This is a genomic window from Oribacterium sp. KHPX15, assembly GCF_900107835.1.
In the GTDB taxonomy this organism is placed as follows: domain Bacteria; phylum Bacillota; class Clostridia; order Lachnospirales; family Lachnospiraceae; genus Oribacterium.
In genome coordinates this window covers 157,587-182,878 of the sequence record NZ_FNRG01000001.1, presented here as the reverse complement: position 1 = coordinate 182,878, position 25,292 = coordinate 157,587, and the positions used below count along the sequence as shown (strand labels likewise).

The 25,292-nt window shown below is 43.7% G+C and carries 20 protein-coding genes; 3 read left to right on the top strand and 17 right to left on the bottom strand.

Going from position 1 to position 25,292, the window contains the following annotated elements; genetic code table 11:
- Positions 1-75: 75 nt before the first annotated feature.
- A complete protein-coding gene (locus BLV86_RS00715) occupies positions 76-1,407 on the bottom strand; it encodes an enolase C-terminal domain-like protein (RefSeq protein WP_090814762.1) in 1,332 nt (443 codons plus the stop codon).
- Positions 1,408-1,864: 457 nt separating this feature from the next.
- On the opposite strand from BLV86_RS00715, the gene BLV86_RS00710 reads away from it, so the two are divergent.
- Positions 1,865-2,794 (top strand): LysR family transcriptional regulator, encoded by a 930-nt coding sequence (locus BLV86_RS00710; protein ID WP_031549987.1) that lies wholly within the window; start codon positions 1,865-1,867, stop codon positions 2,792-2,794.
- Positions 2,795-2,984: 190 nt separating this feature from the next.
- Here the strand turns inward: BLV86_RS00710 and BLV86_RS00705 are convergent, their stop codons facing one another.
- A complete protein-coding gene (locus BLV86_RS00705) occupies positions 2,985-4,508 on the bottom strand; it encodes a UxaA family hydrolase (protein WP_090814761.1) in 1,524 nt (507 codons plus the stop codon).
- 192 nt (positions 4,509-4,700) lie between these two features.
- Between BLV86_RS00705 and BLV86_RS00700 the strand changes: the two genes are divergently transcribed.
- Entirely contained in the window at positions 4,701-5,609 is a 909-nt protein-coding gene (locus BLV86_RS00700) for a LysR family transcriptional regulator (protein WP_090814760.1), read from the top strand.
- Between the two features lie 133 nt (positions 5,610-5,742).
- Here BLV86_RS00700 and BLV86_RS00695 read toward each other — a convergent pair whose 3' ends face one another.
- The 3 genes from BLV86_RS00695 to BLV86_RS00685 form a co-directional block, all read right to left on the bottom strand.
- The gene (locus BLV86_RS00695) at positions 5,743-6,171 is read right to left on the bottom strand and encodes a DUF3237 family protein (RefSeq protein ID WP_090814759.1); all 429 of its coding nucleotides are present in this window, start codon (positions 6,169-6,171) and stop codon (positions 5,743-5,745) included.
- Positions 6,172-6,331: 160 nt separating this feature from the next.
- Positions 6,332-8,071 (bottom strand): ABC-F family ATP-binding cassette domain-containing protein, encoded by a 1,740-nt coding sequence (locus BLV86_RS00690; RefSeq protein ID WP_090814758.1) that lies wholly within the window; start codon positions 8,069-8,071, stop codon positions 6,332-6,334.
- 1 nt (position 8,072) lies between these two features.
- Complete coding sequence (locus BLV86_RS00685; protein ID WP_090814757.1) at positions 8,073-10,247, bottom strand: Tex family protein; 2,175 nt, start codon at positions 10,245-10,247, stop codon at positions 8,073-8,075.
- A gap of 89 nt (positions 10,248-10,336) precedes the next feature.
- Here BLV86_RS00685 and BLV86_RS00680 point away from each other — a divergent pair, with 89 nt between their 5' ends.
- Positions 10,337-10,957 (top strand): nucleoside/nucleotide kinase family protein, encoded by a 621-nt coding sequence (locus BLV86_RS00680; RefSeq protein WP_090814756.1) that lies wholly within the window; start codon positions 10,337-10,339, stop codon positions 10,955-10,957.
- Between the two features lie 65 nt (positions 10,958-11,022).
- Here BLV86_RS00680 and BLV86_RS00675 read toward each other — a convergent pair whose 3' ends face one another.
- The 12 genes from BLV86_RS00675 to trpB all read right to left on the bottom strand — a co-directional run bounded on the left by BLV86_RS00675 (position 11,023) and on the right by trpB (position 25,228).
- A complete protein-coding gene (locus BLV86_RS00675; RefSeq protein ID WP_029201977.1) occupies positions 11,023-11,250 on the bottom strand; it encodes a hypothetical protein in 228 nt (75 codons plus the stop codon).
- Positions 11,251-11,831: 581 nt separating this feature from the next.
- Entirely contained in the window at positions 11,832-13,868 is a 2,037-nt protein-coding gene (locus tag BLV86_RS00670; RefSeq protein WP_090814754.1) for a PTS fructose transporter subunit IIABC, read from the bottom strand.
- Positions 13,869-13,887: 19 nt separating this feature from the next.
- Positions 13,888-14,811 carry a 1-phosphofructokinase gene (gene pfkB / locus BLV86_RS00665; RefSeq protein WP_029201975.1) on the bottom strand — a complete coding sequence of 308 codons (924 nt, stop codon included), beginning with the start codon at positions 14,809-14,811 and terminating at the stop codon, positions 13,888-13,890.
- Positions 14,812-14,814: 3 nt separating this feature from the next.
- Positions 14,815-15,555 carry a DeoR/GlpR family DNA-binding transcription regulator gene (locus tag BLV86_RS00660; RefSeq protein WP_090814753.1) on the bottom strand — a complete coding sequence of 247 codons (741 nt, stop codon included), beginning with the start codon at positions 15,553-15,555 and terminating at the stop codon, positions 14,815-14,817.
- Positions 15,556-15,964: 409 nt separating this feature from the next.
- Positions 15,965-17,188: an NAD(P)-dependent oxidoreductase gene (locus BLV86_RS00655; RefSeq protein WP_031550019.1), complete on the bottom strand. Its 1,224-nt coding sequence runs from the start codon at positions 17,186-17,188 to the stop codon at positions 15,965-15,967.
- A 693-nt stretch (positions 17,189-17,881) separates the two neighbouring features.
- Positions 17,882-19,780 carry an aminotransferase class I/II-fold pyridoxal phosphate-dependent enzyme gene (locus BLV86_RS18425; RefSeq protein WP_090814752.1) on the bottom strand — a complete coding sequence of 633 codons (1,899 nt, stop codon included), beginning with the start codon at positions 19,778-19,780 and terminating at the stop codon, positions 17,882-17,884.
- On the bottom strand, positions 19,755-21,164 hold the full coding sequence (scfB, locus tag BLV86_RS00645; protein ID WP_090814751.1) for a thioether cross-link-forming SCIFF peptide maturase: 1,410 nt from the start codon (positions 21,162-21,164) through the stop codon (positions 19,755-19,757). The genes BLV86_RS18425 and scfB overlap by 26 nt, the downstream gene beginning before the upstream one ends.
- A 221-nt stretch (positions 21,165-21,385) precedes the next feature.
- Positions 21,386-21,532: a six-cysteine ranthipeptide SCIFF gene (gene scfA / locus BLV86_RS00640; RefSeq protein ID WP_081828078.1), complete on the bottom strand. Its 147-nt coding sequence runs from the start codon at positions 21,530-21,532 to the stop codon at positions 21,386-21,388.
- A gap of 102 nt (positions 21,533-21,634) precedes the next feature.
- A complete protein-coding gene (locus BLV86_RS00635) occupies positions 21,635-22,399 on the bottom strand; it encodes an enhanced serine sensitivity protein SseB C-terminal domain-containing protein (RefSeq protein ID WP_031550029.1) in 765 nt (254 codons plus the stop codon).
- A 274-nt stretch (positions 22,400-22,673) separates the two neighbouring features.
- Positions 22,674-23,066: a pyridoxamine 5'-phosphate oxidase family protein gene (locus BLV86_RS00630; RefSeq protein ID WP_031550035.1), complete on the bottom strand. Its 393-nt coding sequence runs from the start codon at positions 23,064-23,066 to the stop codon at positions 22,674-22,676.
- Positions 23,067-23,264: 198 nt separating this feature from the next.
- Positions 23,265-24,041: a tryptophan synthase subunit alpha gene (trpA, locus tag BLV86_RS00625; RefSeq protein WP_090814750.1), complete on the bottom strand. Its 777-nt coding sequence runs from the start codon at positions 24,039-24,041 to the stop codon at positions 23,265-23,267.
- Positions 24,038-25,228 (bottom strand): tryptophan synthase subunit beta, encoded by a 1,191-nt coding sequence (gene trpB, locus BLV86_RS00620; protein ID WP_090814749.1) that lies wholly within the window; start codon positions 25,226-25,228, stop codon positions 24,038-24,040. The genes trpA and trpB overlap by 4 nt, the downstream gene beginning before the upstream one ends.
- Positions 25,229-25,292: the final 64 nt, after the last annotated feature.

Genomic DNA, 25,292 nt, shown 5'->3' with positions numbered 1-25,292 from the left:
TCCATTTGTCTTCAACGAAACAGATTTCCCAATCCAGCATCTGAGCTATTTCATTATGAATATTTAAATCCCCGATTATCTAACCATGCAGGGACGCTTGTTATCGAACTTCCATCCCGGGATGAGATACTGCATTCCGATAGCATCGTCACGTGCTCCGAGACAGTTATCAATGTAAAGCTTGTTTGCCTTCATGATCTGATCACGGTCAACCTCAACTCCAAGTCCCACAGTCTTGTCGATATCGTTAATGCATCCGCCTACGATCTGCATAGGGTTCTTTGTAAGGCGCTCTCTGCCTTCCTGCCAGATCCAGTGTGTGTCGATTCCGTTAAGCTTGCCGGGAACTGCAGCTGCACACTGTGCCACCATTGCAAGTGAGATATCGAAGTGGTTGTTTGAGTGGCAGCCCCACATAAGACCGAAGTCATTGCAAAGCTGTCCGACACGTACAGAACCTTCCATTGTCCAGAAGTGTGGATCTGCAAGAGGAATGTCTACACTCTTAAGCTGGATGCAGTGTCTCATCTGTCTCCAGTCTGTGTCGATCATGTTTGTGGCTGTCGGCATTCCTGTCTCCTGCTTGAACTCAGCCATGATCTCACGTCCTGAGAAACCATTCTCTGCGCCACATGGATCCTCAACATAAGCAAGAACCTTCTTAAGAGCAGGCGCTACGCGGATAGCTTCTGCAAGGCTCCAGCAGCCGTTAGGATCAAGGTCTACTCTTGCATTCGGGAATGCTTCTTTAATAGCTGTTACAGCCTTAACTTCCTCATCCGGCTGAAGAACACCACCCTTAAGCTTGAAATCTTCAAAACCGTATTTCTCATGAGTTGCTTTTGCAAGAGCTACAATGTGCTCAGGATCCATAGCCTCCTCATGGCGGAGTCTGTACCAGTCACAGTCTGAATCAGGCTCTTCCTCATATGGAAGATCTGTCTTTTTTCTGTCTCCTACATAGAAAAGGTAAGAAAGGAATCTTACTGATGTTCTCTGAAGTCCGTCACCCATAAGTGATGCTGCAGGAACCTCAAGGAATTTACCCATAAGATCAAGGAAAGGAGCTTCGATAGCAGTAACAACATGTACTCCTGTACGAAGATCGAAGGTCTGAAGACCTCTTACGTCATCCTTGATGTTTTCATCAAGCCATGCTCTTACCTTGTTAAGAGTGTTTTTGTAATCAGAAATCTTTGTTCCGATTACCAGATCCTTAACTGCCTCAAGAGCATTTGTGATCTTCTGTCCACCGGGAACCTCACCAACACCTTCAACACCATTTGAATCTGTAAGGATAACAATGTTTCTTGTAAAGTATGGTGCGTGAGCTCCTGAAAGATTAAGCTCCATACAATCGTGTCCTGCTACTGGAAATACTTCCATTTTTGTAATTGTTGGAATCATTTTTACTCTCCTTGTTTATCTATAAAACTCTGCGTTTGTTTCGCGCTTTCTTATTTATGATTGAAGTTTAACTTATGGATAAGTCTAAGTAAAACGGGAAAAACTGATAGTTCAATAAGCTATACTTATGGATAGTGTTTGTTCAATAAGTTTTGCTATTAGTTAATCTAATAACAATATTAGAAAAACTTAAATTTAACTCGATGACATTATTATTACTTATGTATTATTTAAAGCCGATTTGATTTTGACCATATAATGCTTAAATGATAAACTCATTTAAAGGATCCCGGTCTGTCAAATCAATAAACGTAACCGGGTTTTTATCGTACAGATTGACATCTGAATGACGGCTATAAACAGCGAAAAACTTGCATCAGTATAGAAGCCAATTAGCTCTGCAACTTTATGTCAGATATTAAAGCTCCCAAAAGCAGCATTAATAGAGGAGAATAGTATGGATTTCAGAATTTGCGAATATATTGTGGAAATCGAAAAAGAAGAGAATATTACAAGAGCTGCCAAGAATTTGTTCATTTCACAGTCAGCACTTAATCAGCAATTACTAAAGTTAGAAAAGGACCTTGGAACCCAGCTTTTCTTCCGTTCAAGGACTGACTGGCATCCTACAGAAGCCGGGAAGATTTATCTGGAGGGAGCCAAAAAGGCTTTACTGATAAAGCGGGAAACCTACAAAAAAATCCATGATATCACAAATGCCGGTGAATCCGACCTGAAAATAGGACTCACAACAGGAAGAGGTATCCGTATGTTTACCTCCATTTATCCTGAACTTCACTCAAAATTTTCAAATCTTATTTTTACACCAATAGAAATGGGAGTATATAAACAAAGAGAAGCACTAAAGAACGGTGACATCGACATAGGCTTCGTGACACTCAGATACGATCAGCGTGGTAATTTTGATTATACATTAATTGGTAAAGAAGAAATGGTTGTTTTGGTCCCTTCTGTGCATCCTATATGTTACGATTACATATGCGTTGACGGGCAACTTCCTATCATTAATCTAAAATCCCTTGAGTACGAACCTTTTACTCTTATGTCTTCTAAATCCAGTAACCGTCAGATAGTGGATGACATTTTCAGTCGCAGCGGATTTATACCTTCCATAATGATGGAAACCAACAATACAGCCAGCATTACTTCCCTCGTTGAGACTTCACTATGCTGTGCTATCATTCCAAGGTATTATGCAGATACTGAGAGTGATAAATATAAATGCTTCGCTCTCCCAAGCCACCCCTCCTGGGATTTGTGTATAGCCACCCGTAAGGGTTCCTACCTTACAGATGCTGAGAAAGAATTCATTAAACTATCGAAGCAATATTGGAAAGAACATCTTATACCGATTCAGTCGAATTAATTTAATATAGTTAACTATACTCGATTTTACAATACCTGTCTCGGCTCCGTTTAAGCAAATACTTTACCCGAGTATCGATTTCAATACTAAAATAGCCCATCAATGCTTAGTACCTACCCCAAAATGTCAGACCAAAATCTAACAATTGGAGGTCGGCACATAAGCATCGATGGGCTTATATATTTTATAATCAGGTTATTGGAGCCGGATTGAATACGCAGAGGTCATTAGCAAAACCATACTGCTCGGTGTAAGGCTTCTTGATTCCTGATGCAACATCCAGGATGAAATCCAGAAGTTCTTCGCCCTGCTCTGCGATGGTCTTGTCACCAACTGCAGCGGGGCCTGCATTGAAATCAATGATATCGAACCACTGATCCTTCATCTCGTTTCTGGAGCAAAGCTTGATTACAGGTGCAGCAGCAAGACCGTAAGGTGTGCCGCGGCCTGTCATGAATACTTCAAGCCCCATTCCGGATGCAAGCTGTGAAGGTCCGCATACAAGATCTGACGCAGGTGTTGCGGCAAAAATCTCACCATGCTTTGTGGGACGGTCTCCGGGTGAAAGCACCTCAACTATAGGTGATGAACCGGACTTTGCGATGGAGCCCATGGACTTCTCGATGATATTGGAAAGACCACCCTTCTTGTTTCCGGGTGTGGTATTGGCGCCACGGTCAACACCGCCGTTTCTCAAGTAGCTGTCATACCACTTCATCTCCTCTACAAGTCTCTTACCGACTTCTTCGTTTATACATCTCTCAGCTATGAACTGAACGCCGTCTCTTACTTCGGTAACCTCGGAGAACATAACTGTTCCGCCACCGGAAACTATAAGATCCGCAGCATATCCGGCTGTAGGATTAGCTGTGATTCCTGAGAATGCATCTGAGCCTCCGCACTGCATACCAACCAGCAGGTCTGAAAGCGGGAGCTCCTCTCTCTTTCTTTCGTTAAGGATCTTAAGCTTCTTTTCTGCCATTTCAATGATGGCATCCATCATAGCCTGGTATCCCTTGTGTTCCTGAAGAACTATAACATTATCCTTATTGTTAAGCTCGGGCCACCACTCGCAGAAACGGTCTACCGTGAACTTCTCACAACCAAGACCCACAAGCATGAATACGCCGCCGAAATTCGGGTGCATTGCAATATTTCTGATGATCTTCTGCGGAATGTAAGCATCCGGTGCATCAATGGCAACGCCGCAGCCGTAAGGATGATTGATAGCCACAACGTCGTCAACATTAGGATACTTGGGAAGGATTTCTGCCTTTATCTTCTTTATGGCAACATTGAGAACACCGGCAACGCACTGTACTGTGGTGTTAATGCCGAGAATGTTTCTGGTGCCTGCATAGAAACCGTTTGGATTTTTATATCCCATCCAGGTAGTTCGCTTGGGCTTCGGAAGATCTGTCCTGATATTTGTGGCAAACTTCATGCTGTCAAGATCGGGAGCCGGCGCCATAATGAGATTTTTCTCATTTACCCAGCCGCCTACAGGGATATCCTCTGAGGTGGTTCCGAGGCAGACACCGTATCTAATAACCTCTGTACCTTTCTTTAATTCCTTTAATGCTATTTTATGTGCCTGAGGAATATCAACCGCAGTTACAACACCCGGCATAACCTCTGTTCCCTTAGGCAGGTCATTAATTACAATGGCAACATTATCCTTTTCTGTTATCTGGATACATAATCTTTTGGCCATATGAACCTCCGTATCTATTATCATTTACAAAACTTTTCGTTCCGTGTAGAATAAGTATAATTTCATCGATAAGATAAGTAAAATTAATTAATGTGAATCTTCTATAAGTTTTGCTAATTTGCAATCAGTGGCCGCTCTACCTGAAATCTGTTTACCTGATATCAGGATATAACGGCTCTCATCGAGGAGATAATGGATACTAAATTAATTGAGTATATAATCAAGATAGCCGATGAAGGCTCCATAACAAAAGCGGCTGAGAAGCTTTTCATCACTCAGTCAGCATTATCGCAGCAGCTTCAGAAGCTGGAGAAGGAAGTCGGCACTCCCCTTTTTGTCAGAAGCAAAGCTGCCTGGGCACCAACCCCTGAAGGTCAGATATATTTGGATAATGCAAGGGAAATGCTTAGGATCAAGCAAAAGACCTACACCATCATTGCCGATATGGTTAATAAACACAATGGCTATCTCTCCGTAGGTATGACTCCGGGAAGAGGCTTCGATATGTTTTCCTATGTTTATCCCATATTCCATGATAAGTATCCTGAATTCACCGTGGAGCCTCGTGAATTAAGTGTTAAACAGCAGCAGGATGCCGTTCATAAGGGAGAACTGGACATAGGCTTCGTTACTCTGACAGACGCGCAAAAGACCGCTGACGAATATATCGATCTTTTCAAGGAAGAAATATATCTCGCCTTACCTGCGGATTATCCACTCAGTAAAGAATATCTTCAGTCAGATGACAAGTATCCTACGGTTCCGCTTACTGCTTTACAATATGAGCCCTTTGTTATGATGTACAAAGAATCCACCATTCGTAAGATGGTGGATCAGATATTCCGTGATGCAGGTTTCGCTCCTACCGTCCTTTTCGAAACCTCAAGTAATATGACTATTCTTTCGATGATAAAAGCACGACTTGCCTGCGGCCTCCTGCCTTATCATTATGTGAAACAGAAGCCTGATGGTATAATGTTCTTCAGACTTCCCTTCAGGCCAACCTGGAAAGTATGCGTGACTTATCAGAAGAATGCTTACCTTAGCAAGGCCGCAAAGGATTTCATCGATCTGGTAACGGAGTTCTGGACGAAGGAATAAACGCCATAAAACTTAAGCCGGAACGCATCCATTTTATAATGATGCGCTCCGGCTTAAATTTTACCTGGATTTTCTACAACTCCGGCAGACAGCAGATATCATTTTAGCTATTTTCAGAACCGCTTACGATTTTTTATCTTGCCACTTCGTAATAGCGGATACGAAGGCCTTCCTCCACTCTCATTCCTTCTCCGATAAACTGGTTAGTATGAAGATATGTTGCAAGCTTTTTAGAGTCTGTAATGAATTTAGGAGTGCTGATCCACGGCTTTGGTCTTTCTCCGTTTGTGAACCATGCGTTGTTTTCAAGATAAATGTGGCAGTCATTGCCATCAGCATCTTTTCCTGTAAGCATGTATCTTGCGGACATATGTCTGACACCTGCCTGATTAGTAACCTGAGTGTCTACACCGCAGGGCTCGATGATTCCGTTAAAGATATCACTCTTGACCGTGCCTCCAAAAGGTATCATCTTAACATGGCCTATTTCACTGTCAAGCTCCACGGTTTTATCAGGGAATGTTTCAACCATAAGCTCCATCACGAGTTTGCCTTTTTCCATTTTGTTCCTCTCTCTATTTATCTTTTTACTTCGAACTACATTTTACCCGGCTATTTTACTCCCAAACTTAAGACAAAGTAAAAGTCACGAAACTACTGCATCAATTATTTTTTCTTATACCAAAGGCATGGGCTCAATTTCGCCCATGCCTTCTTTTCTATCAATCTTTTATTTCCGAAATCTCTTCCGATGTTGTTTCCCAGATTTCGTACAGCTCTTCCAGTCTCGCATCGTTCTTCTCGTGCTCCTTGTGGAGTTCCATGAGTTTTCCTACATCCGCTGCGATATCCGGATTCTGGTATTCATCATCCAGCACCTGATTTCTTGCTTCAAGCTTCTGTATCTCATCCTCTGTAGATTTGAGTGTTCTCTCAAGTCTCTGAAGATTCTTTTTGAGCTCCTTCTGCTGAAGCCAGTCTGTTTTCTGCTCGGATTCCTGAACGGTCACAGGCTGAACCGGGACTGCACCCTTATTGTCGGCATTGTCAGTTCCTGCAGCTCCGTATCTTCTCACATCCTCTTTCTTTTCGAGGTAGTAGTCATAGTTTCCGATGTAATTGTCAAAGCGGTTCTCGAAAAGCTCCAGTATACGGCTTGAAGTTTTGTTTATGAAATATCGGTCATGCGATACGTAAAGTACAGTTCCCTCGTAATTGTTTATGGCGTCCTCCAGAACCTCTCTACCCTGAATATCCAGGTGGTTCGTAGGCTCATCCAGGATCAAGAAATTGGCATTACTCAGCATAAGCTTTGCAAGTGATACACGTCCCTGCTCACCACCGCTGAGATCCCCTATACGCTTATATACGTCATCCCCACGGAACAGAAAAGCTGCAAGAACATTACGAACCTTTGTGTTATTGAGATACGGATACTCATCCTGAATTTCATCAAAGATGGTCTTATCCATATGAAGTACTGCATGTTCCTGATCGTAGTAACCGATCTCAACATTGGCGCCCAGCTTAAAGGAGCCTGTATCTGCATCCACCTGCTGGTTTAGAATTTTAAGCAGCGTTGTTTTTCCGGTTCCGTTTGCACCGATCACAGCAACATGTTCACCACGCTTTATTTCAAAAGAAATATTGGAGAACAATGTCTTATCATCAAATGCCTTGCTGAGATCCTTAACTGAAAGAACATCATTTCCTGACTGAACACTTGGTGTAAGGGCGAGCCTCATTTCATTGTCAAGCTCTACCGGCTTATCAAGAAGCTCTACCTTGGCCAATGCCTTCTCCCTGGACTCTGCTCTCTTAATAGACTTTTCTCTGTTGAACTGTTTAAGCTTGTCTATTACCGCCTGCTGATGCTGTATCTCCTGCTGCTGATTGAGATAAGCCTTAAGTTCCGAATCACGGATCTGCTTTTTCTTAACAGCATACTCTGAATAATTTCCCTTATACATGCGGGCTTTTCCGTTATCCAGGTCAATGATCTTGGTCACCACATGGTCAAGGAAATATCTGTCGTGGGAAACCAGAAGAACAGCCCCGTCATAACGCTTAAGTACCTTCTCCAGCCACTGGATGGATTCTATATCAAGATGGTTTGTGGGCTCATCCAGGATCAAAAGATCCGGCTTATCCTGAAGTATCTCTTCCAGTCTTTTTCTTGTTTTCTGCCCACCGGAGAGAGTGTCAAAATCGTCAACGCCGGTTTCGATGTCGGCATGCTGCTGAGCGAGATATCCTATTTTCTTGTCTTTCGAAAACGCAATGACAGTTTCGGAATCGTCAGGTTCCTCCACTCCCAATATACAACGAATAAGCGTCGTCTTGCCGGAACCGTTGATTCCGACAATCGCCGCTTTTTCTTTGTCCTCAAGATGGAAGGTTACGCCTTTGAGGATCTGTTTTCCTATATAGGTTTTATTTAAATTGGCAATATTAAGTATCATATTATTTCTGCGGCACGCCTTTCATGGAAAGGGATATCTTTTTCCGATCCTTGTCAACGGAAAGGACTTTTACATTTACGATGTCTCCAACCTTCACTACGTCAAGGGGGTGCTTGACGAATTTGTCGGCGATCTGGGAGATATGTACGAGGCCGTCCTGGTGAACTCCGATATCTACAAAGGCACCGAAGTCGATGACGTTACGGACTGTTCCGGCAAGTACCATTCCGGGGGTGAGGTCATCAAAATCAAGGACATCGGATCTTAATACAGGAGCCGGTACATCCTCACGGGGATCACGTCCGGGTTTTGCAAGTTCCTTTACTATATCCTGAAGTGTATATTCTCCGACGCTCATTTTCTTTGCAAGCTCGGGTATGGATGCCTTTGCCTCTTTGAGTTTTTTCTCAATGTCTCTGGTATTACCATTCTTAACGTCTTCGGCAGTAAATCCCAAAAGCTTCAAAAGCTCTTTTGCTGCTTCGTAACTCTCCGGATGAACCGAAGTCATATCCAGGACATCCTCTCCGTCACGGATGCGGAGGAAACCTGCACACTGCTCATAGGCTTTTGGTCCAAGCTTGGGAACCTTCAGAAGATCTTTTCTGGAGGTGAAAGCACCGTTCTCTTCACGATATGCAACGATATTCTTTGCGATATTCTTGTTTACACCTGAAACATACTCAAGGAGTGAGAATGAAGCTGTATTGACATCTACACCTACCTTGTTAACACAGTCTTCCACAACGTTTCCGAGCTGCTCTCCAAGCTTTGACTGGTTCATATCATGCTGATACTGGCCGACACCGATGGACTTGGGATCGATCTTAACAAGCTCTGCCAGAGGATCCTGTAAACGTCTCGCCATGGAGGTTGCGGATCTCTGTCCAACGTCAAAATTCGGGAACTCTTCTGTAGCAAGCTTTGATGCGGAATAAACTGAAGCTCCGGCTTCGTTTACGATCACATACTTCACAGGCAGCTTACTCTTCTTTATGAAATCAGCTATGATCTGCTCTGATTCTCTGGAGGCTGTTCCGTTTCCGAGAGAAATGATATCAACATTATACTTACGGATAAGTCCTTCGATAACGTGCATAGCCTCAGCTACCTTATTCTGAGGTGCTGTAGGGAATATAACTGTTGTATCAAGCACCTTTCCGGTGGGATCAACAACCGAAATCTTACAGCCGGTTCTGAAAGCAGGATCCCATCCGAGAACAGTCTTTCCGATTATAGGCGGCTGCATGAGAAGCTGGCCAAGGTTCTCACCGAATACCTTTATAGCTCCGTCCTCAGCCTTTTCGGTAAGATCATTTCGTATCTCTGTTTCAATTGACGGACTGATCAGTCTCTTATATGCATCTATTGCTGTCTCTTCAAGATAAGGTGTTGTTTCCTTATTCCTTCCGGCACCTATATGGCGCTTCATGAAACTGATTATCTCCTCCTCCGGAGCCTCGATCTTGACTGTAAGAATCTTTTCACTTTCACCTCTGTTAAGAGCAAGGATACGATGGCCCGGAATCTTTTTAATGGGTTCCTGATAATCATAATAGTTGTCATATACAGTTTTTTCTTCAGCCTGAGCCTTGGTCTTTGCAGCAGACACTATGAGGCCTTCGGCATAGGTCTTTTTACGTATCCACTCTCTGAGGCTGGCACTGTCCGCCAGAGTTTCTGCGATAATGTCTTCAGCCCCGGCAATTGCTGCCTTAGCATCCGGAACTTCCTTTTCCTCATTCACATACTTAAGGGCTTCTTCCGTAACAGGAACAGATGATTTACCTGAGAATATGAATACAGCCAGAGGCTCAAGACCTCTTTCCTTTGCAATCATTGCTCTTGTACGACGCTTCGGCTTGTAAGGACGATAAATATCCTCCAGTTTAACAGCAGTCTCAGCTTCGTCGATCTGCTTTCTTAATTCATCAGTGAGCTTTCCCTGCTCCTCAATGGAAGCCAGAATAGTATTTTTTCTATCTTCAAGATTACGGAGATATTTTAAACGTTCATCAAAAGTACGGAGAACATCATCGTGCATTGCACCGGTTGCTTCCTTACGATAACGTGCAATGAAAGGGATGGTATTCCCCTCGTCTATAAGCTTGATCACAGCTTCAGTCTGTGTCTTTTTGATTCCAAGTTCTTTAGTAATGATTTCAACAATATCCATATAAATCTCCATATAAAAGCTTTTTAAAAAATCCCGTATATTATATCATGATAGAAGGCATAAAAGAAACATAAGAGTAAGGAGAACATATGAATACTATCGATATAAAAGAACGCCGCTTTGCCCCCGCTATTGAAGCCATAGATGATCTTCTGAATGATGAAGAATATATGGATGAAGAAGTGATCCTTATCGCCATCGACGGCCGTTCCGGCAGTGGAAAAACAAGACTATCTGCCTTCCTGGCCGGAAAGTATGATGCCAATGTCTTCCACATGGATGATTTCTTCCTGCAGGAATCTCAGCGCACACCGGAGCGCATGTCTGAAATCGGCGGAAATGTAGATTACGAAAGATTCCGTGAAGAAGTACTTATCCCCTTGTGGTACGGCGATGATGTGGTCTACCGTCCTTTTAACTGCAAGACTATGAAAATCGAAAAAGAAAAAGAACAGGTCATAAAACATAAACGCATCAATATCGTAGAAGGTTCCTACAGCCTGCATCCCTACTTTGGAGAACCCTACCAGTTAAAAATCTTCTGCGACATCGATCCCGAGAGTCAGATGACCAATATTACAACCCGTATAGGCGATGACCCCGAAATGATGTCCAAATTCAGAGATCTCTGGATCCCAAGAGAAAATGAATACTTCGAGAAAAACAAAACCTCCGAAAACTCCGATGTCTATATAGACTGGAATAATTGAAATTAATAAGTGATGCGCAAAGTGTATTGTTTCCTACACCAAGCGCATCACTTTTTTAATGTCTCTTATGAATAAAGCTTCTGCTCCACCAGCTTATAAATGCGTCTGTAATATCTAGCCCTGTGACGCTGACGTTCTATCTCCCTGTCAATCTGATAAAAAAGATAAACACTTCCAAGACTTATCCCATATCCAAGATATCTGACTTCCCTGAACTCACAAAGAGATGCTATAAGGCCCAGCACTAATAAAAATCCAACTACAAACTGAAATGTTCTGATATTGATTCTCATGTCATGATCCCCCTTATGTTTTTTTAAACATCCGCCTTCAGTACCCACTCCCGAAAGCCTCCAATCTGCAAAACCCGATGCCATCCCTCTGACAACATCCACAGTATAACACTGTACAAACGTTTTGTAAACATTCGTTCCCGAAATATTTGTTCCGTGAATACCCGTTCCGCAAATTCCTGTTTGTTTTTACTTACAAAAGAATAATAACCAATCACCCAAACAAAAAAATGTACATAGAAATTTCACCGGGGACGGTTTTCGCCGGCGAGAACCGCCCCCGGTGGGTACTTATTTTGACCAACAATCAACAAATGTAGAAGTTACTCTTGCACATTCTTCATGGGCTATCGAAACGTGAAGAAAATGCAAGGGATGTGTGACTAGGCTTGCGAGTTGAAAGAACAGACTCGCGGACATGTCCGATCAGTATGCACACACCTGTGCATACTGGGCGAACATGTCTGTGAGGCTGTACTTTCAATCTCGTGGGCCGTCACGCATCCCTTGCATTTTCTGTCCCATTTCAAAAGCCCCGAGAGCCAAAACTCCCGGGGCCAATATGTAAATTCAGATTGTTATTATTCTGCATCCTTCTTAAGGATTCCAAGAAGTGCACATGTCACTGCAGAACCAGCAAGCCATGCAACGATGTACATTACAGGATTACCTACTGTTGCGAAAACGAAGATTCCGCCGTGAGGAGCTCTGAGTGTGCATCCGAAAAGAGCTGAAAGAAGTCCGGCAACACCTGCGCCTGCCATAGTTGCAGGGATAACATGTCCCGGATCAGCAGCTGCAAACGGGATAGCACCCTCTGTAATGAATGAAGCACCCATGATGATATTTGAGATCCATGATGACTTTTCTGCTGCTGTGAACTTCTTAGGGAAAAGCTTACATGCAAGTGCGATACCTACAGGAGGAACCATACCACCGGCCATAACTGCTGCCATGGAGATAAATGCTGCGCTCTCAAGTGAAGGATCAACAGCTGCCTGAGCAAGCATACCTGAACCGAAAACATATGCTGCCTTGTTGATAGGACCACCCATATCGATAGCCATCATCGCACCAAGGAGAAGACCTAAAAGCCAGATCTGACCGCTTGCATAGATACCATTAAGAGCTGCTGAAAGAGCTGTATTGATGAAACCAATGATAGGGTTGAAAATGAAGCACATCAGTACACCTACGATAAATACACCGCAAAGTGGATAGATGAGGATCGGACGGATACCAGCAAGTGACTGAGGAAGTTTCTCTGTTGACTTCTTAAGCCAGTTTACAACATAACCTGAAATGAAACCGATTACGATAGCACCAAGGAAACCTGATACAGTATTTACACCGTCTGCTGAAAATGCAAACTTTGAAATAAACTGACTGAATCCGTCACCATTGCTTCCGAGATTTGTCCAGGTATCCATATATCCGCCGATGGCTGCATTACCGGAAGCGGCAAGCATACCACCTGTGAAACCAACCGCAAGACCAGGACGATCAGCGATAGAGTAAGCTATGTAACCTGCAAGAACAGGGATCATGAGACCCATTGCCTGTCCGCCGACATACTTCAGGAATGCTGCAAGAGGTGTAGCCGAACCGAAGCTTCCGCCTGCTGTTGCTCCATATCCTGCAAGAGTATCCACAAGGAATGCGATAGCCACAAGGATACCGCCGCCGATAACGAACGGAAGCATGTGTGAAACACCGCTCATAAGATGCTTATAAGCCTGATGTCCTGCATTACCCTGTGCCTTATCTGAAGCCTCGTTCTCTGATGCGCCTGAACCCGAGAATACAGGAACTGTTCCACTGAGAGCCTTATTGATAAGCTCCTTAGGCTTATTGATTCCCTCTGCAACGTGAGCTTCAAGAACAGGCTTTCCTGCAAAACGGTCAACCGGAACCTTAGCGTCAGCCGCAATGATGATAGCCTTTGCTGCCTTTATCTCATCAGCTGTGACCACATTCTTAGCTCCGCCGCTGCCTCGTGTCTCAACCTTGATCTTAACACCCATTTCCTTGCCGGCCTTTTCAAGAGCCTCAGCTGCCATATATGTATGAGCTATACCTGTAGGACAGGAAGTAACTGCAAGAACCTCATAACCATCGCTTGGTGCAGCTGCGGAAGCCTTTGCAGCTTCCTCTGCATCCTTGGCATCCTCAGCCTTTTCAATAATATTGAGGAACTCCTCAGGGCTCTTTGCAGCACGAAGATCGCTTACGAATTTCTCATCCATAAGTAGTGTAGAAAGACGTGAAAGAACATCGAGGTGAACATTATCCTTAGTGTTTGGTGCAGCGATAAGGAAAATCAGATTAACAGGTTCTCCGTCAAGGGCATCATATTCAACTCCCTCAGGAAGAACCATTGCAGCAAGACCGGGCTCCTTAACAGAATCAGACTTGCAGTGAGGAATAGCGATTCCTTCGCCGATTCCTGTTGTTGACTCCTCTTCACGTGCGAAAACGCCCTTCTTGTAAACCTCTTTGTCTGTGAGGTTTCCGCGCTTCTCCATAAGGTCAACCATCTTCTCGATGGCATTTGTCTTGCTTGATGCTATTCCGTTAAGATCAATGCATGACGGGGACAATAAATCTCTTACTCTCATTTTTTACACTCCTTCTCCTTCAACTTATATATGACTCTTTGTTGAATTGCTTTAATAGCTCTCTTACTTCTTCCTTTGTTGCCAGATTGTCGGAAAAAGCAGAAGCACTTCCGGTGCAGACACCCATGTAGAATGCCTCTTCATAGTTTCCGCTGTGGAGATATCCTGCCAGGAATCCCGCAACCATTGAATCTCCTGCTCCAACGGAATTTTTAACTTTGCCCTTTGGCGGGTTGCTTTGGTAAATCTCGCCTGTTTCGGTAACGAGAACTGCGCCCTCTCCCGCCATGGAAATAAGAACATTTCTTGCTCCCATTTCCTGTATCTTCTTAGCATAAGGAATGACTTCTTCCTTCTTGCTGAGAGTTACTCCAAATATCTCACCAAGCTCATGATTATTGGGTTTGATGAGGAACGGATGATACTTAAGAACATTAACAAGAAGATCTCTAGTTGCATCAACAACTATCTTCAGGTTCTTTTCCTTTAAGTAATCCATGATATCGCTGTACATTGACTCCGGCATTACCGAAGGAATGCTTCCGGCGAGTACAAGGATGTCTCCCTCTGTAAGCTTATCCAGCTGCTTGTAAAGTTTGTCGATCTCATCCTTTCCGATGGCCGGTCCCATACCGTTTATCTCCGACTCTTCGTTGCTGCGGAGCTTAACATTGATTCTGGAAATACCGCTTGCTACCTCAATGAAATCGGACTTGACATTTTTAACTGCCAGAAGTCTCTCGATCTCACGACCTGTAAAGCCTGCCATAAATCCCAGGGCCATACTCTCAAGTCCCAGATTCTGAAGAACCATGGAAACATTGATGCCCTTGCCGCCCGGGAACATTAACTCGGTGTTGGTCCGGTTGGTCATTCCAACCTTGAAGTCCTCTACCGAAACTATGTAGTCCAGAGACGGATTAAAAGTAACCGTATAGATCACTGCTTATACCTCCATAACATTCTTTTTGTCTTTATATTTTTTCGGTGCATGATCGGTTATTACCGTTGCACTTTCAAAGGTTCCGAAGGTGATGGATGCAATGTTGTCAAATTTGCTTTTGTCACACAGTACATAAGAAGTTCTGCACTGGCGCATGGCAGCACGTTTGACCATTGCTTCTTTCAGTTCCGGTGTTGTAAAGCCCTTGTCAAGGCTTACGCCATTGGCTCCGAAAAAACCTTTTGTAAAGTTGTACTTAAGAAGTGATTCGATGGCTTCCTCGCCAACTATCGCTTCAGTCAGGTTCTTGAACTCTCCTCCTAAGATAGAGACTCTGAAACCATTTGCCGAAAGCTGCATCGCAAGAGGAAGTGAATTCGTTACATAAATGCTGCTCCGGTTAGTAAGATAAGGAAGCATTCTTGCAGTAGTTGTTCCTGCGTCAATGTAGACGAAATCATTGTCGGTGATTAGTGATGCAGCATAGGCTCCCACCTTTTGTTTGGCGTCAACATTAAGCTCCATTCTGTTGCTTACGCTGTCGTCATGGGTAAAAAGTGAACCCTTAAGACTGGTTGCACCTCCACGAACGCGTTTCAAAAGTCCGTCCTTGTCAAGCAGTGACAGATCTCTTTTGATGGTCGATTCTGACACGTTCAATTGTTCCATCAGTTCAGCAATAGTAGCTGTTCCCGCCGAATCCACCACGGAAAGAATCCTCACAAATCTTTCCTCGGCCAGCATTTTTTCACCTCCATTCTTATCTGAAAACCTGTAAATCTTTATTTATGTTATATGGATTTCAGGTCATCCGACTCTATACTGTTTGATTGATTTTCGTTCAACTTCGTTCAACTGAGGTTATTATAAATCACGCACTCGGTCATCATCAATCATTTTCGCTCAGTTCCGCTAACGAAAAATTGTACGTGTTTTTGTGCAATTTGACGAAAGATTAACAAAGTGGATTTAATGGGTGTTTGTACATTCACAATTTGTTTTTATTGCATTGAAAAAGGAGAGGCATTTGCCCCTCCTCGCAGGAATTAAATTCAACTGATATATTTTGAAATAAAGACAGTTGACTAAAGGTATTTCAAATCAACACCCTTTGTTTCTGTCATGCACGGTACCGACCAAATTATTTCTTTCCTCAGTCAGGAAGTCCCTGCATATATTTATCCATGTCCTCTGCAATCTGCTTTGATACATTTACAGCTGCAACTACTGTCTTTGCACCGGTAACAACATCACCTGAAGCAAATACACCGGGCATCGTTGTCTCACCGTTCTCATCGGTCTGAAGAGTTCCCTTATCATTAAGCTTGAGTTCCTGATCTCTTGTTACCAGGCGATCCTTCGGAACCTGGGAAACAGAGATGATAACGAAATCACAGGGAACTTCAACAGCCTGATCTTCATGTACGGTACCCTTGCCCTCCTCATCATAGGTAACAGGAGCCATGACAATGCAATCATCCTTTATCTCGAGAGGTGACTGGCAGTACTCAAACTTAACTCCGTCAAGCTTTGCATACTCAAGCTCCTTGGGTGATGCAGAAGCTGTATCTCTTCTTACATAAACAGTAACATTTCTTGCGCCCTTACGGATAGCTGTGCGGGCTGCATCCATAGCTGCATTACCGGCACCGATGATGGCAACAGTCTCTCCGATGTAGTAAACATCAGGATTGTTGAGGTAATTGATAGCGTAGGCTACATTACCAAAGGACTCACCGGGAATACGAAGGTGCTTGGGACGCCATGCACCGGTTCCGATAAATACCGACTTATATCCATCAGCAAAAAGATCCTTTATGCTGGTTGAGCCACCGATGTTGTAGTTGGGACGGAACAGAATTCCGAGCTCATGAAGTCTCTTTGCATATCTGTCAAGTATTGTTCTAGGAAGACGGAACTCAGGAATACCGTATCTCATGACACCACCGAGCTTCTCACGACCCTCGAAGATAGTGATCTTATAACCCTTCTGTGCCAGAAGAACTGCGATGGTGATTCCTGCAGGGCCTCCACCGATAACTGCAACCTTCTTGCCGTTGTATGGCTTCTTCTCAAGCTTGATGCGCTCGAAGCAGGAGTCTGAAATGTAATTCTCTATAGCGGAGATATGAACCGGAGTTTCCTTGATTCCGCGAACACAGTGACCTTCGCACTGTTTCTCATGATCGCATACCAGTGAACATACGATTGAAAGCGGGTTGTTATTGAAAAGCATTACCGCAGCGTCCATCATCTGCTCTTCCTTGAGAAGTCTGATCATCTCCGGAATATTTGTGTTGATAGGGCAACCGGTACGACAACGTGGGTTCTTGCACTGAAGGCAACGCTTAGCTTCGTCTAAAACATGTACAGCCATAAATATCTCCTCCCTTTACATTAAACGTTAAATCTTTTCTACTTTTTTATGTTCGTAGATAACCTTAATCACAAAGGGAGTCATAGTCAACAAAAGTTAATTTATTGACATTGATTTTTGGTTTTAATACAAGGCGGGACAAGCAGGCGGCAGAGTAGATGATGATCTATTCATATTTGAAATAAATCTGTGATGGATCAAAATCAGACTAGAACAAGCCGGCAGGCATTCATTTTGAAAAGAGACACCATGGCGAAAAAATCACATCTTAACCCCTAAAAGGCTCTGGGTTTTCTATTTTAGTCTGCAAATTTGACCCAGATTATTGATTTTAAAATCATGAATCATTCTGATAAACTCGACGTATGACTCCACAGAGGATATCTTGAAATGAGGTCAACAATATCTAGCTCCGAGTTTGACTCTTATAAGTTATTACTGGGTTTGAAGTCAAAAACATTACCATCCGGGCTTGACCCATATCGGTCATTACCGGGTTTGAAGTCAAAAACATTACCATCCGGGCTTGACCCATATCGGTCATTACTGGGTTTGAAGTCAAAAACATTACCATCCGGGCTTGACCCATATCGGTCATTACTGGATTTAAAGTCAACAATATTAAGCTCCGGGCTTGACCCATATCGGATATTATCGGATATGAAGTCAAGCCCGGAGCTCGATATTTTTGACTTATGAAGAAAAACTCTTATCCTGTTGATCTTTTGTGCAATAAATAACACCTTGGCTCTTTGATGATCCTGTGTGATGCAGTTCATATCCTTTCCGGCTAAAATTTTTAATTCTATCTATCTTCTCTGCTGTCAATCTTTCCCCCGGAACTATAATGGGTATACCCGGCGGGTAGCAATAAACATATTCCGCTGAAATTCTGTTTACGGCGTTTGGAAATGAAATCTCCTCAGATTCTACCTCAGTTGCTTGTTGCAGGGTGATGACCTGTTCTGATACTGTAAGCCAGGAAAATTCTGAGTTCGATTCAGAAACTGTCGGACAAAAGGTAGAAGGATCTTCATGTGAACATGTCGGTAAACAGGTAGAAGAATCCTCATGAGACCCCGTCAGCAAACAGGTTGAAGAATTTGCTTCAGAATCCGATATACTACCATGTTTATAACTATATTCATTTTCTATTCCGCCTTTTTGGTTTAATTCATAATGTTTCTGCTTACATTCATTTTCGATCCTTTTTCCGCGTTCATGTTTTAAACCATGAAATTTCTGCCTGAAATCGTCTTCTTCCCTATCCAGTTCTTTTAATGCTTTCGCAAGTCGAATAATGGCAGCTTCTTCGTCGCCGGGGCCGGTCATGGCGAGAAGGTTTTTACCTTGCTGCATTTCGAATTCAAAATGATACTTCTCACGAAAAAGTTCTGTAAGACTATCTCCGGAAAAATGTGTGTCACTAAAATTTATGAGTATCTTGCTTTTATCGAAAGAAAAGAAATCATGATCGTTCAACCGGTCATCTCTGTGACAAAGAGCTTCGATATGTCTGAGTTTTTCATCTTCGTGACAAAGGACTTTGAAATGTTTTAGTCCCTTTATTTTTTCATCAAAATCATCAAGCATTCGTGACCATCGGTCGAATACTTCTTCACCTTTTTCCATGATCATTTCCGTGCAGGCATCCAGGGACAGCATCAGTATATATGAGGGCGAAGAAGTTTCGAAAATATCCAGGTTTCGTTCGATCAGTTTCGGATTTACAAGCTCACTTTTCATGTGCAGAAACGCTGTCTGATTAAGTCCTATGAGTGTTTTATGAGCTGACTGGACCACCAGGTCTGCGCCACTCCTTATGGCGCTGTTTGGGAAGCCTGCAGACTCCACAAGTCCAAAATGTGCTCCGTGGGCTTCGTCCACAAAAAGAGGAACTCCGTGGCTATGACAAATATCAGCTATAGCTTTAATGTCTGACACTACACCCTCGTAGGTGGGACTGGTAATGACTACTCCCCGACTTTCGGGATATTTATCCAAAAGCTCCTTCACAGACTCCGGTGATATATCAGTAAGTATACCGAATTCCTCATCATATCCGGGATAAAGCCAATGTGGCGTTATGTTTCTAAGCTCTAATGCATGAAAAACTGACCTATGGCAATTTCTCGCCACGATCAGTTCTCCGTTCAAAGGGCAGATGCTGCTTATACCCGTAAGATTTCCGCAGGTACTGCCGTTAACCATATACCAGGTTCTGTCTGCACCGAAAACCCGGGCTGTACGCTCCATGGATGCCTTCAGGATGCCTTCAGGATGATGGAGATCATCAGTCCCCTGCACTTCGGTCAGATCAAAAGAAATCGGATTTCTTCCGAAATCCGATAGTTCTTCTTTACGCTTACCCGATGTGATTCCCAGGATGTCTGAAACTGTATTATTCTCTGTTCGAACACGAGAATTAAAGGTTTCCTGATCAGACACCTTGACGACCCGGTCAAGCTCCGTATCCTTCACGGAAACCCCGGGTATCTCCACATTCCTCTTGTGCCCGGGCATATGAAAGGGATACAACCCCTTTTCAAGATATTGACATAGATCCTTATACAGATTCTGTCTCTTCTCCATTCTTCTGCTCCTGCATCATCTCTGCTTCAGCAATCTTCAGCATAAGTGCACATTCCATACGCTTACGGAACAGCTTGCAGCCGTACTCGTATACACCCTTAATATCTCCTGTTGCGTGGAGCGCATTTGCGGAACATCCGCCTGCACAGTACATTCTTGCCCAGCACTTTCTGCACTCGGGGCGGGAATAAACATTGCACTCCTTAAATACACTTACAAGGTCCTGACGATCTACGCCGTCGAAGACATTACCAAGCTTGTACTCAGGATCGTTTACAAACTGGTGGCATGGATAAAGATCGCCCCAGGCAGTTACAGCCATGTACTCTGTTCCTGAACCGCAGCCGGATACTCTCTTGTAGATACACGGGCCATGCTCAAGGTCTATCATGTAGTGGTAGAATGTTATCGGCTTGCCATCCTTCTCTCTGCGGATCATATCCTTTGCAAGAAGCTCGTACTGCTCGTAAAGAACCGGAAGATCTTCCTCTGTAAGAGCACTTGGGCTTGAAGGATCCGTAACAACAGGCTCCATGGAAAGCTCAGTGAAACCAAGGTCATCTGCCATGTGGAAGATGTCATTGGTGAAATCGGTATTGAAGTGGGAGAAGGTGCCTCTCATGTAGTAGTTCTTGTCGCCTCTTGCCTTAACAAACTTCTGGAAGTTCGGAACGATGCGGTCATAGGAGCCCTTTCCGGCAAGGTTCACGCGGAATCTGTCATTAACCTCCTTGCGGCCGTCGAGAGAAAGTACCACGTTGTAGCACTCCTTGTTGGCCCACTCGATAACCTCGTCAGTAACATTGACACCGTTGGTTGTAAGAGTGAAACGGAAATTCTTGTTGTGCTGCTTCTCGATGGATCTCGCATACTCAACAGTCTTCTTGCAGACTTCGAAGTTCACAAGAGGCTCTCCGCCGAAGAAGTCAACCTCAAGGTTACGACGCTTTCCTGAATTCTCAACAAGGAAATCAATCGCCCTCTTGGCTGTCTCGAAACTCATAAGCCCTTCATCGCCCTTAAACTTTCCCTGGGAAGCGAAGCAATAGCTGCAGTTAAGGTTACAGGTATGTGCCACCAGAAGACAAAGTGCTTTTACAACCGTTGTCTGCTTTTTCAAATAGCCGGCAGCCTTTTCATAAACATCCTCAGTGAAAAGCTTGCCGTTGTCCTTTAACTCCCGGATATCTGAAAAAGTATCATCGATGTCTTCCTCAGAAGCTAAAGGATGCATGGTCTTAAGCAAAGCTCTGGCTTCATCTTCAGACTTACCTTCATCCAAAAGCTTGATGGCATCATATGCAAGATCATCGGTTACATGTACGCTTGCGCTGTAAATATCAAGGACAATGTTGTAACCGTTCATTTTATACTGGTGAATCATTAAATTCTAAATCTCCTATAAATACTGTGTTTGGAACAATATCATCTGACATTCAGGCTCAGATCTATATAGTTCCTTCATCATAAGACTACAAACACCGGCTTATTCAATGCATAGCATTGTCAGAATCTGCAAGTGTTCAGTTTGCAAATGCTTTTATCCGGGCTTTATACATCAAAAGAGCCGGGGCTTCAATCGCCTCGGCTTTGCGAATCTGAAAATTAAGCGTTCTCGTTCTCGCACTGCTGGTTAGCAATACCGCAGCTTGTCTTGCAAGCTGACTGGCAAGATGTCTGGCACTCACCGCATCCGCCCTTCTCTTCTGATCTCTTCATGTCTCTGGTATCTAATGTCATGATATGCTTCATATTAACACCTCTTTCTTAAGTGATTACTTATAATAAAGTATATAGAAAAATATTACTAGTCAAACTATACCTTTGTCAAGGAAAACACATTTCATCAATGTATTATTTCATGAAAAATGGTTCTACTCCCTTGATTGCCTTAGGTGCGATAGGTGCTTTTGCTGAAAGGAGTGCCACACTTCTTCCATGTGAATGTGCCTTGCAAACCTCCATTATCTGAGGGAAGGTTACATCCATAGGTCCGATATGGTCAATGATAAGAACATAATCAAGATGTCCCTTTCTGATCATATCTCTGAAGAAAACCTTTATGATATTATGGTTTTTCTTGCAGGCTTCTGTAAGTGCAGCCTTAAGTTCCGCTGTTACCTCATCCTCACGAACATCCTGGAATGTTACATCCTCGTCTTCCCTGGACTTCTCGCCCTCAAGGTCGAATGCCTTGCCGTTCAGCTTTGAAAGAAGCTCTGAAATAACCGAACGTGCAATGATGAAATTATCGCTGCCGGGATTTACTACAAATCCGAAAATTCTTGGATCCCCAAAAGCCTTGTTTGCAGCTTCCTCAAAGTTATGGGTAACTGTCTTTATCTTTCTGCCTTCTTTGTTCCACTCTTTAAGCTTCTGTCTGCTTGTGAACATCATGTAGTAAGGCTGCTTGTCCTTCATGGAAACAACTCCGTAAAGAAGCTTTCTTTCCTTCTCCGGCTCATCTGTGATCATTACCGGCATAAGGAACTGCGCTGTCCCATCCAAAAGCATGTCTGTTACAGCCTGATTTGCTTCTTTATCTTCGCCCTGTGATTCTTTGATCTTAGTGATAGCCTCAACGAACTTTTCATTGGCTCTCTCTGCATAATCTGCCATATATAAAACCTCCTGGTTTAGGCGAATGCTTACATCCTGCACTCCGCATCCGCTAGTTTTTGCATAAGATACCGAGGTATTTTACCATAGATTGACTTTGCTGTCGATAAGGGATTATTCTGCAAAGAGAAACCCACAAGTGGTCATTCATAGCAATTCAGCCGGGACATAAATAGGGCAGTTCCCGGCTGAACTTAAATAGTTATTCAGCCTCTTAAAAAAAAGCCGGCTGACGACCTCTCGACCGCAAACGGCTTTTCATTGCTTTATAAAATCAAAACTTTTCAACTTCCGGTGCAGCTGTAAATGAGCAGTAGGTTGCTGTTGCATCCTTGAGGTAGAGTACCTCTGTGTTGTCATCATCAGCTGAATACATGCCCTGAAGTGAGGGATATGCATCAAGCATTGCCTGCTTTGCCTCACGTCTGTCATCAGAAACAAGCTCGCCGGCTATTCTAAGCCAGGTGCCATCCTTGAAAGCGCAAAGCTCAACCTTTGGATTGATGTGAATCTGCTTTGAAACGTCCTTCTTCTTTCCTGTCTGGATGTACAGCTTTCCATCGAAAATGTTTGCTGTTCCGAAGGGTCTTACTCTTGGCTGATCTCCCTCAACTGTTGCAAGATAATAGGTTCCCGCTTCCTTTAAAAACTTTTCTGCTCTCTGCATATTTTTCCTTTCCATTAGTCACGTTTTTCCATAACATACTTTTTCACATTTGAACGAAGAACTCTCAACCGGTCAGTCAACCTTTATTCTTTGTTCATTAACTTACTCCATTATACAACTCTTTGGTCAAAAAAAAGCAACGGAATCAGTATTTTTCCATAATCCCATTGCTTTTCACCTTATAGGTTATTTACATTATCACGCCTCGTGCACCGCCTGAGCCAGTTCCTTCACAAATGCTCCCACCTTCTCCGGCGCATCCTTGCCGTGTTCAGCAATTATCTTTACAATAGCGGATCCCACGATGGCGCCGTCACTTACCTTTGCCATTGCCTCCGCCTGGTCGGCATTGGAAATACCGAAGCCCACAGCGCAAGGGATGTCTGTACATTCCTTTACAAGCTTCACCATGGATCCTATATCTGTGGTAATGCTTGATCTTGAACCTGTAACTCCAAGGGAGGAAACCACGTATATATATCCCTTTGCATCCTTAGCAATCATCTTGATTCTGTCCTGGGAAGTAGGTGCGATCATGGAAATAAACTCCACCTCATATTTATCGCAGACCTCCTCAAATTCTCCCCTCTCCTCATAGGGCACATCCGGAAGGATAATGCCGCTGACACCTGAATCGGAAGCTTCCTTTATGAATTTTTCGATTCCGTAGGAGAAAACAACATTAGCATAAGTCATATAGATGAAGGGAACTTCCGTTTCCTTGCGAAGTTCTTTCGTGAATTCAAAGATACGGTCTGTGGTGGCGCCGCCTGAGAGCGCTCTGTTGTCCGCCTCCATAATAACCGGTCCCTCAGCAGTAGGATCTGAAAAAGGTATTCCAAGCTCGATGATATCTGCTCCGTTTTTCACCATCTCAAGTACGCATCTTCTTGTGGTCTCCAGATCCGGATCCCCACATGTAATAAACGGTATAAATGCCTTATGCTCTTTAAATGCATCTGTGATCCTGCTCATTCTGAAATTACCTCCCCTCTGTAACGTGCGATGGCTGCACAGTCCTTGTCTCCTCTTCCGGAAACAGTTACAACTATGATCTGATCCTTTGACATGGTTGGCGCCAGCTTCTTAACATAAGCCAGGGCATGTGATGACTCAATGGCAGGAATGATTCCCTCCAGCTTTGAAAGATATTCAAATGCCTCCACCGCCTCATCATCCGTAATCGCTACATACTGTGCTCTTCCGATGTCATGAAGATAAGCGTGCTCAGGTCCTATTCCCGGATAATCAAGTCCTGCGGAAATAGAATAAACCGGTGCGATCTGACCGTACTCATTCTGGCAGAAATAGGACTTCATACCGTGGAAAATGCCGAGACGTCCGGTATTGATGGTAGCTGCCGTTTCAAAGGTGTCAATGCCTCTGCCCGCAGCTTCACAGCCTATAAGCTTTACATCTTTGTCATCGATAAAATGATAGAAAGTACCGATGGCATTGGAGCCGCCTCCTACGCAGGCTACAACCACATCCGGAAGCCTGCCCTCCTTTTCAAGCATCTGCTCCTTTATCTCTCTTGAGATAACCGCCTGAAAATCACGTACTATAGTCGGGAAGGGATGAGGTCCCATTACGGATCCGAGACAATAGTGTGTATCCTCAATTCTTGAAGTCCATTCACGCATGGCCTGTGAAACTGCATCCTTGAGAGTACCGGTACCTGTTGTCACCGGCACAACCTCTGAACCTAGAAGGCGCATTTTGTAGACATTGAGAGCCTGGCGCTCCATATCCTCTTTACCCATAAAAACCACACACTCCATGTCAAGAAGTGCCGCAACAGTTGCCGTTGCCACTCCGTGCTGGCCTGCACCGGTTTCAGCGATAAGGCGGGTCTTTCCCATCTTCTTTGCAAGCAGCGCCTGTCCGAGACAGTTGTTGATCTTGTGGGCACCGGTATGGTTGAGATCCTCTCTCTTTAAGTAAATCTTCGCACCGCCAAGATCCTCGGTCATTCGCTTTGCGTAGTAAAGTCTCGACGGACGGTTTGCATACTCATTGTAAAGCTCGATAAGCTCCCTGTTAAACTCAGGGTCGTCCTTATATTTGTTGTAGGCTTCCTCAAGTTCTATTACTGCGTTCATAAGTGTTTCAGGTATGTACTGCCCACCATGAACACCAAATCTTCCATTGCTCTGATTCATTTTTTCTCCTCTTTTTTCTTTATCAACCGGTACATGCCCAATTATTTCTGATTGATTCTTCAAT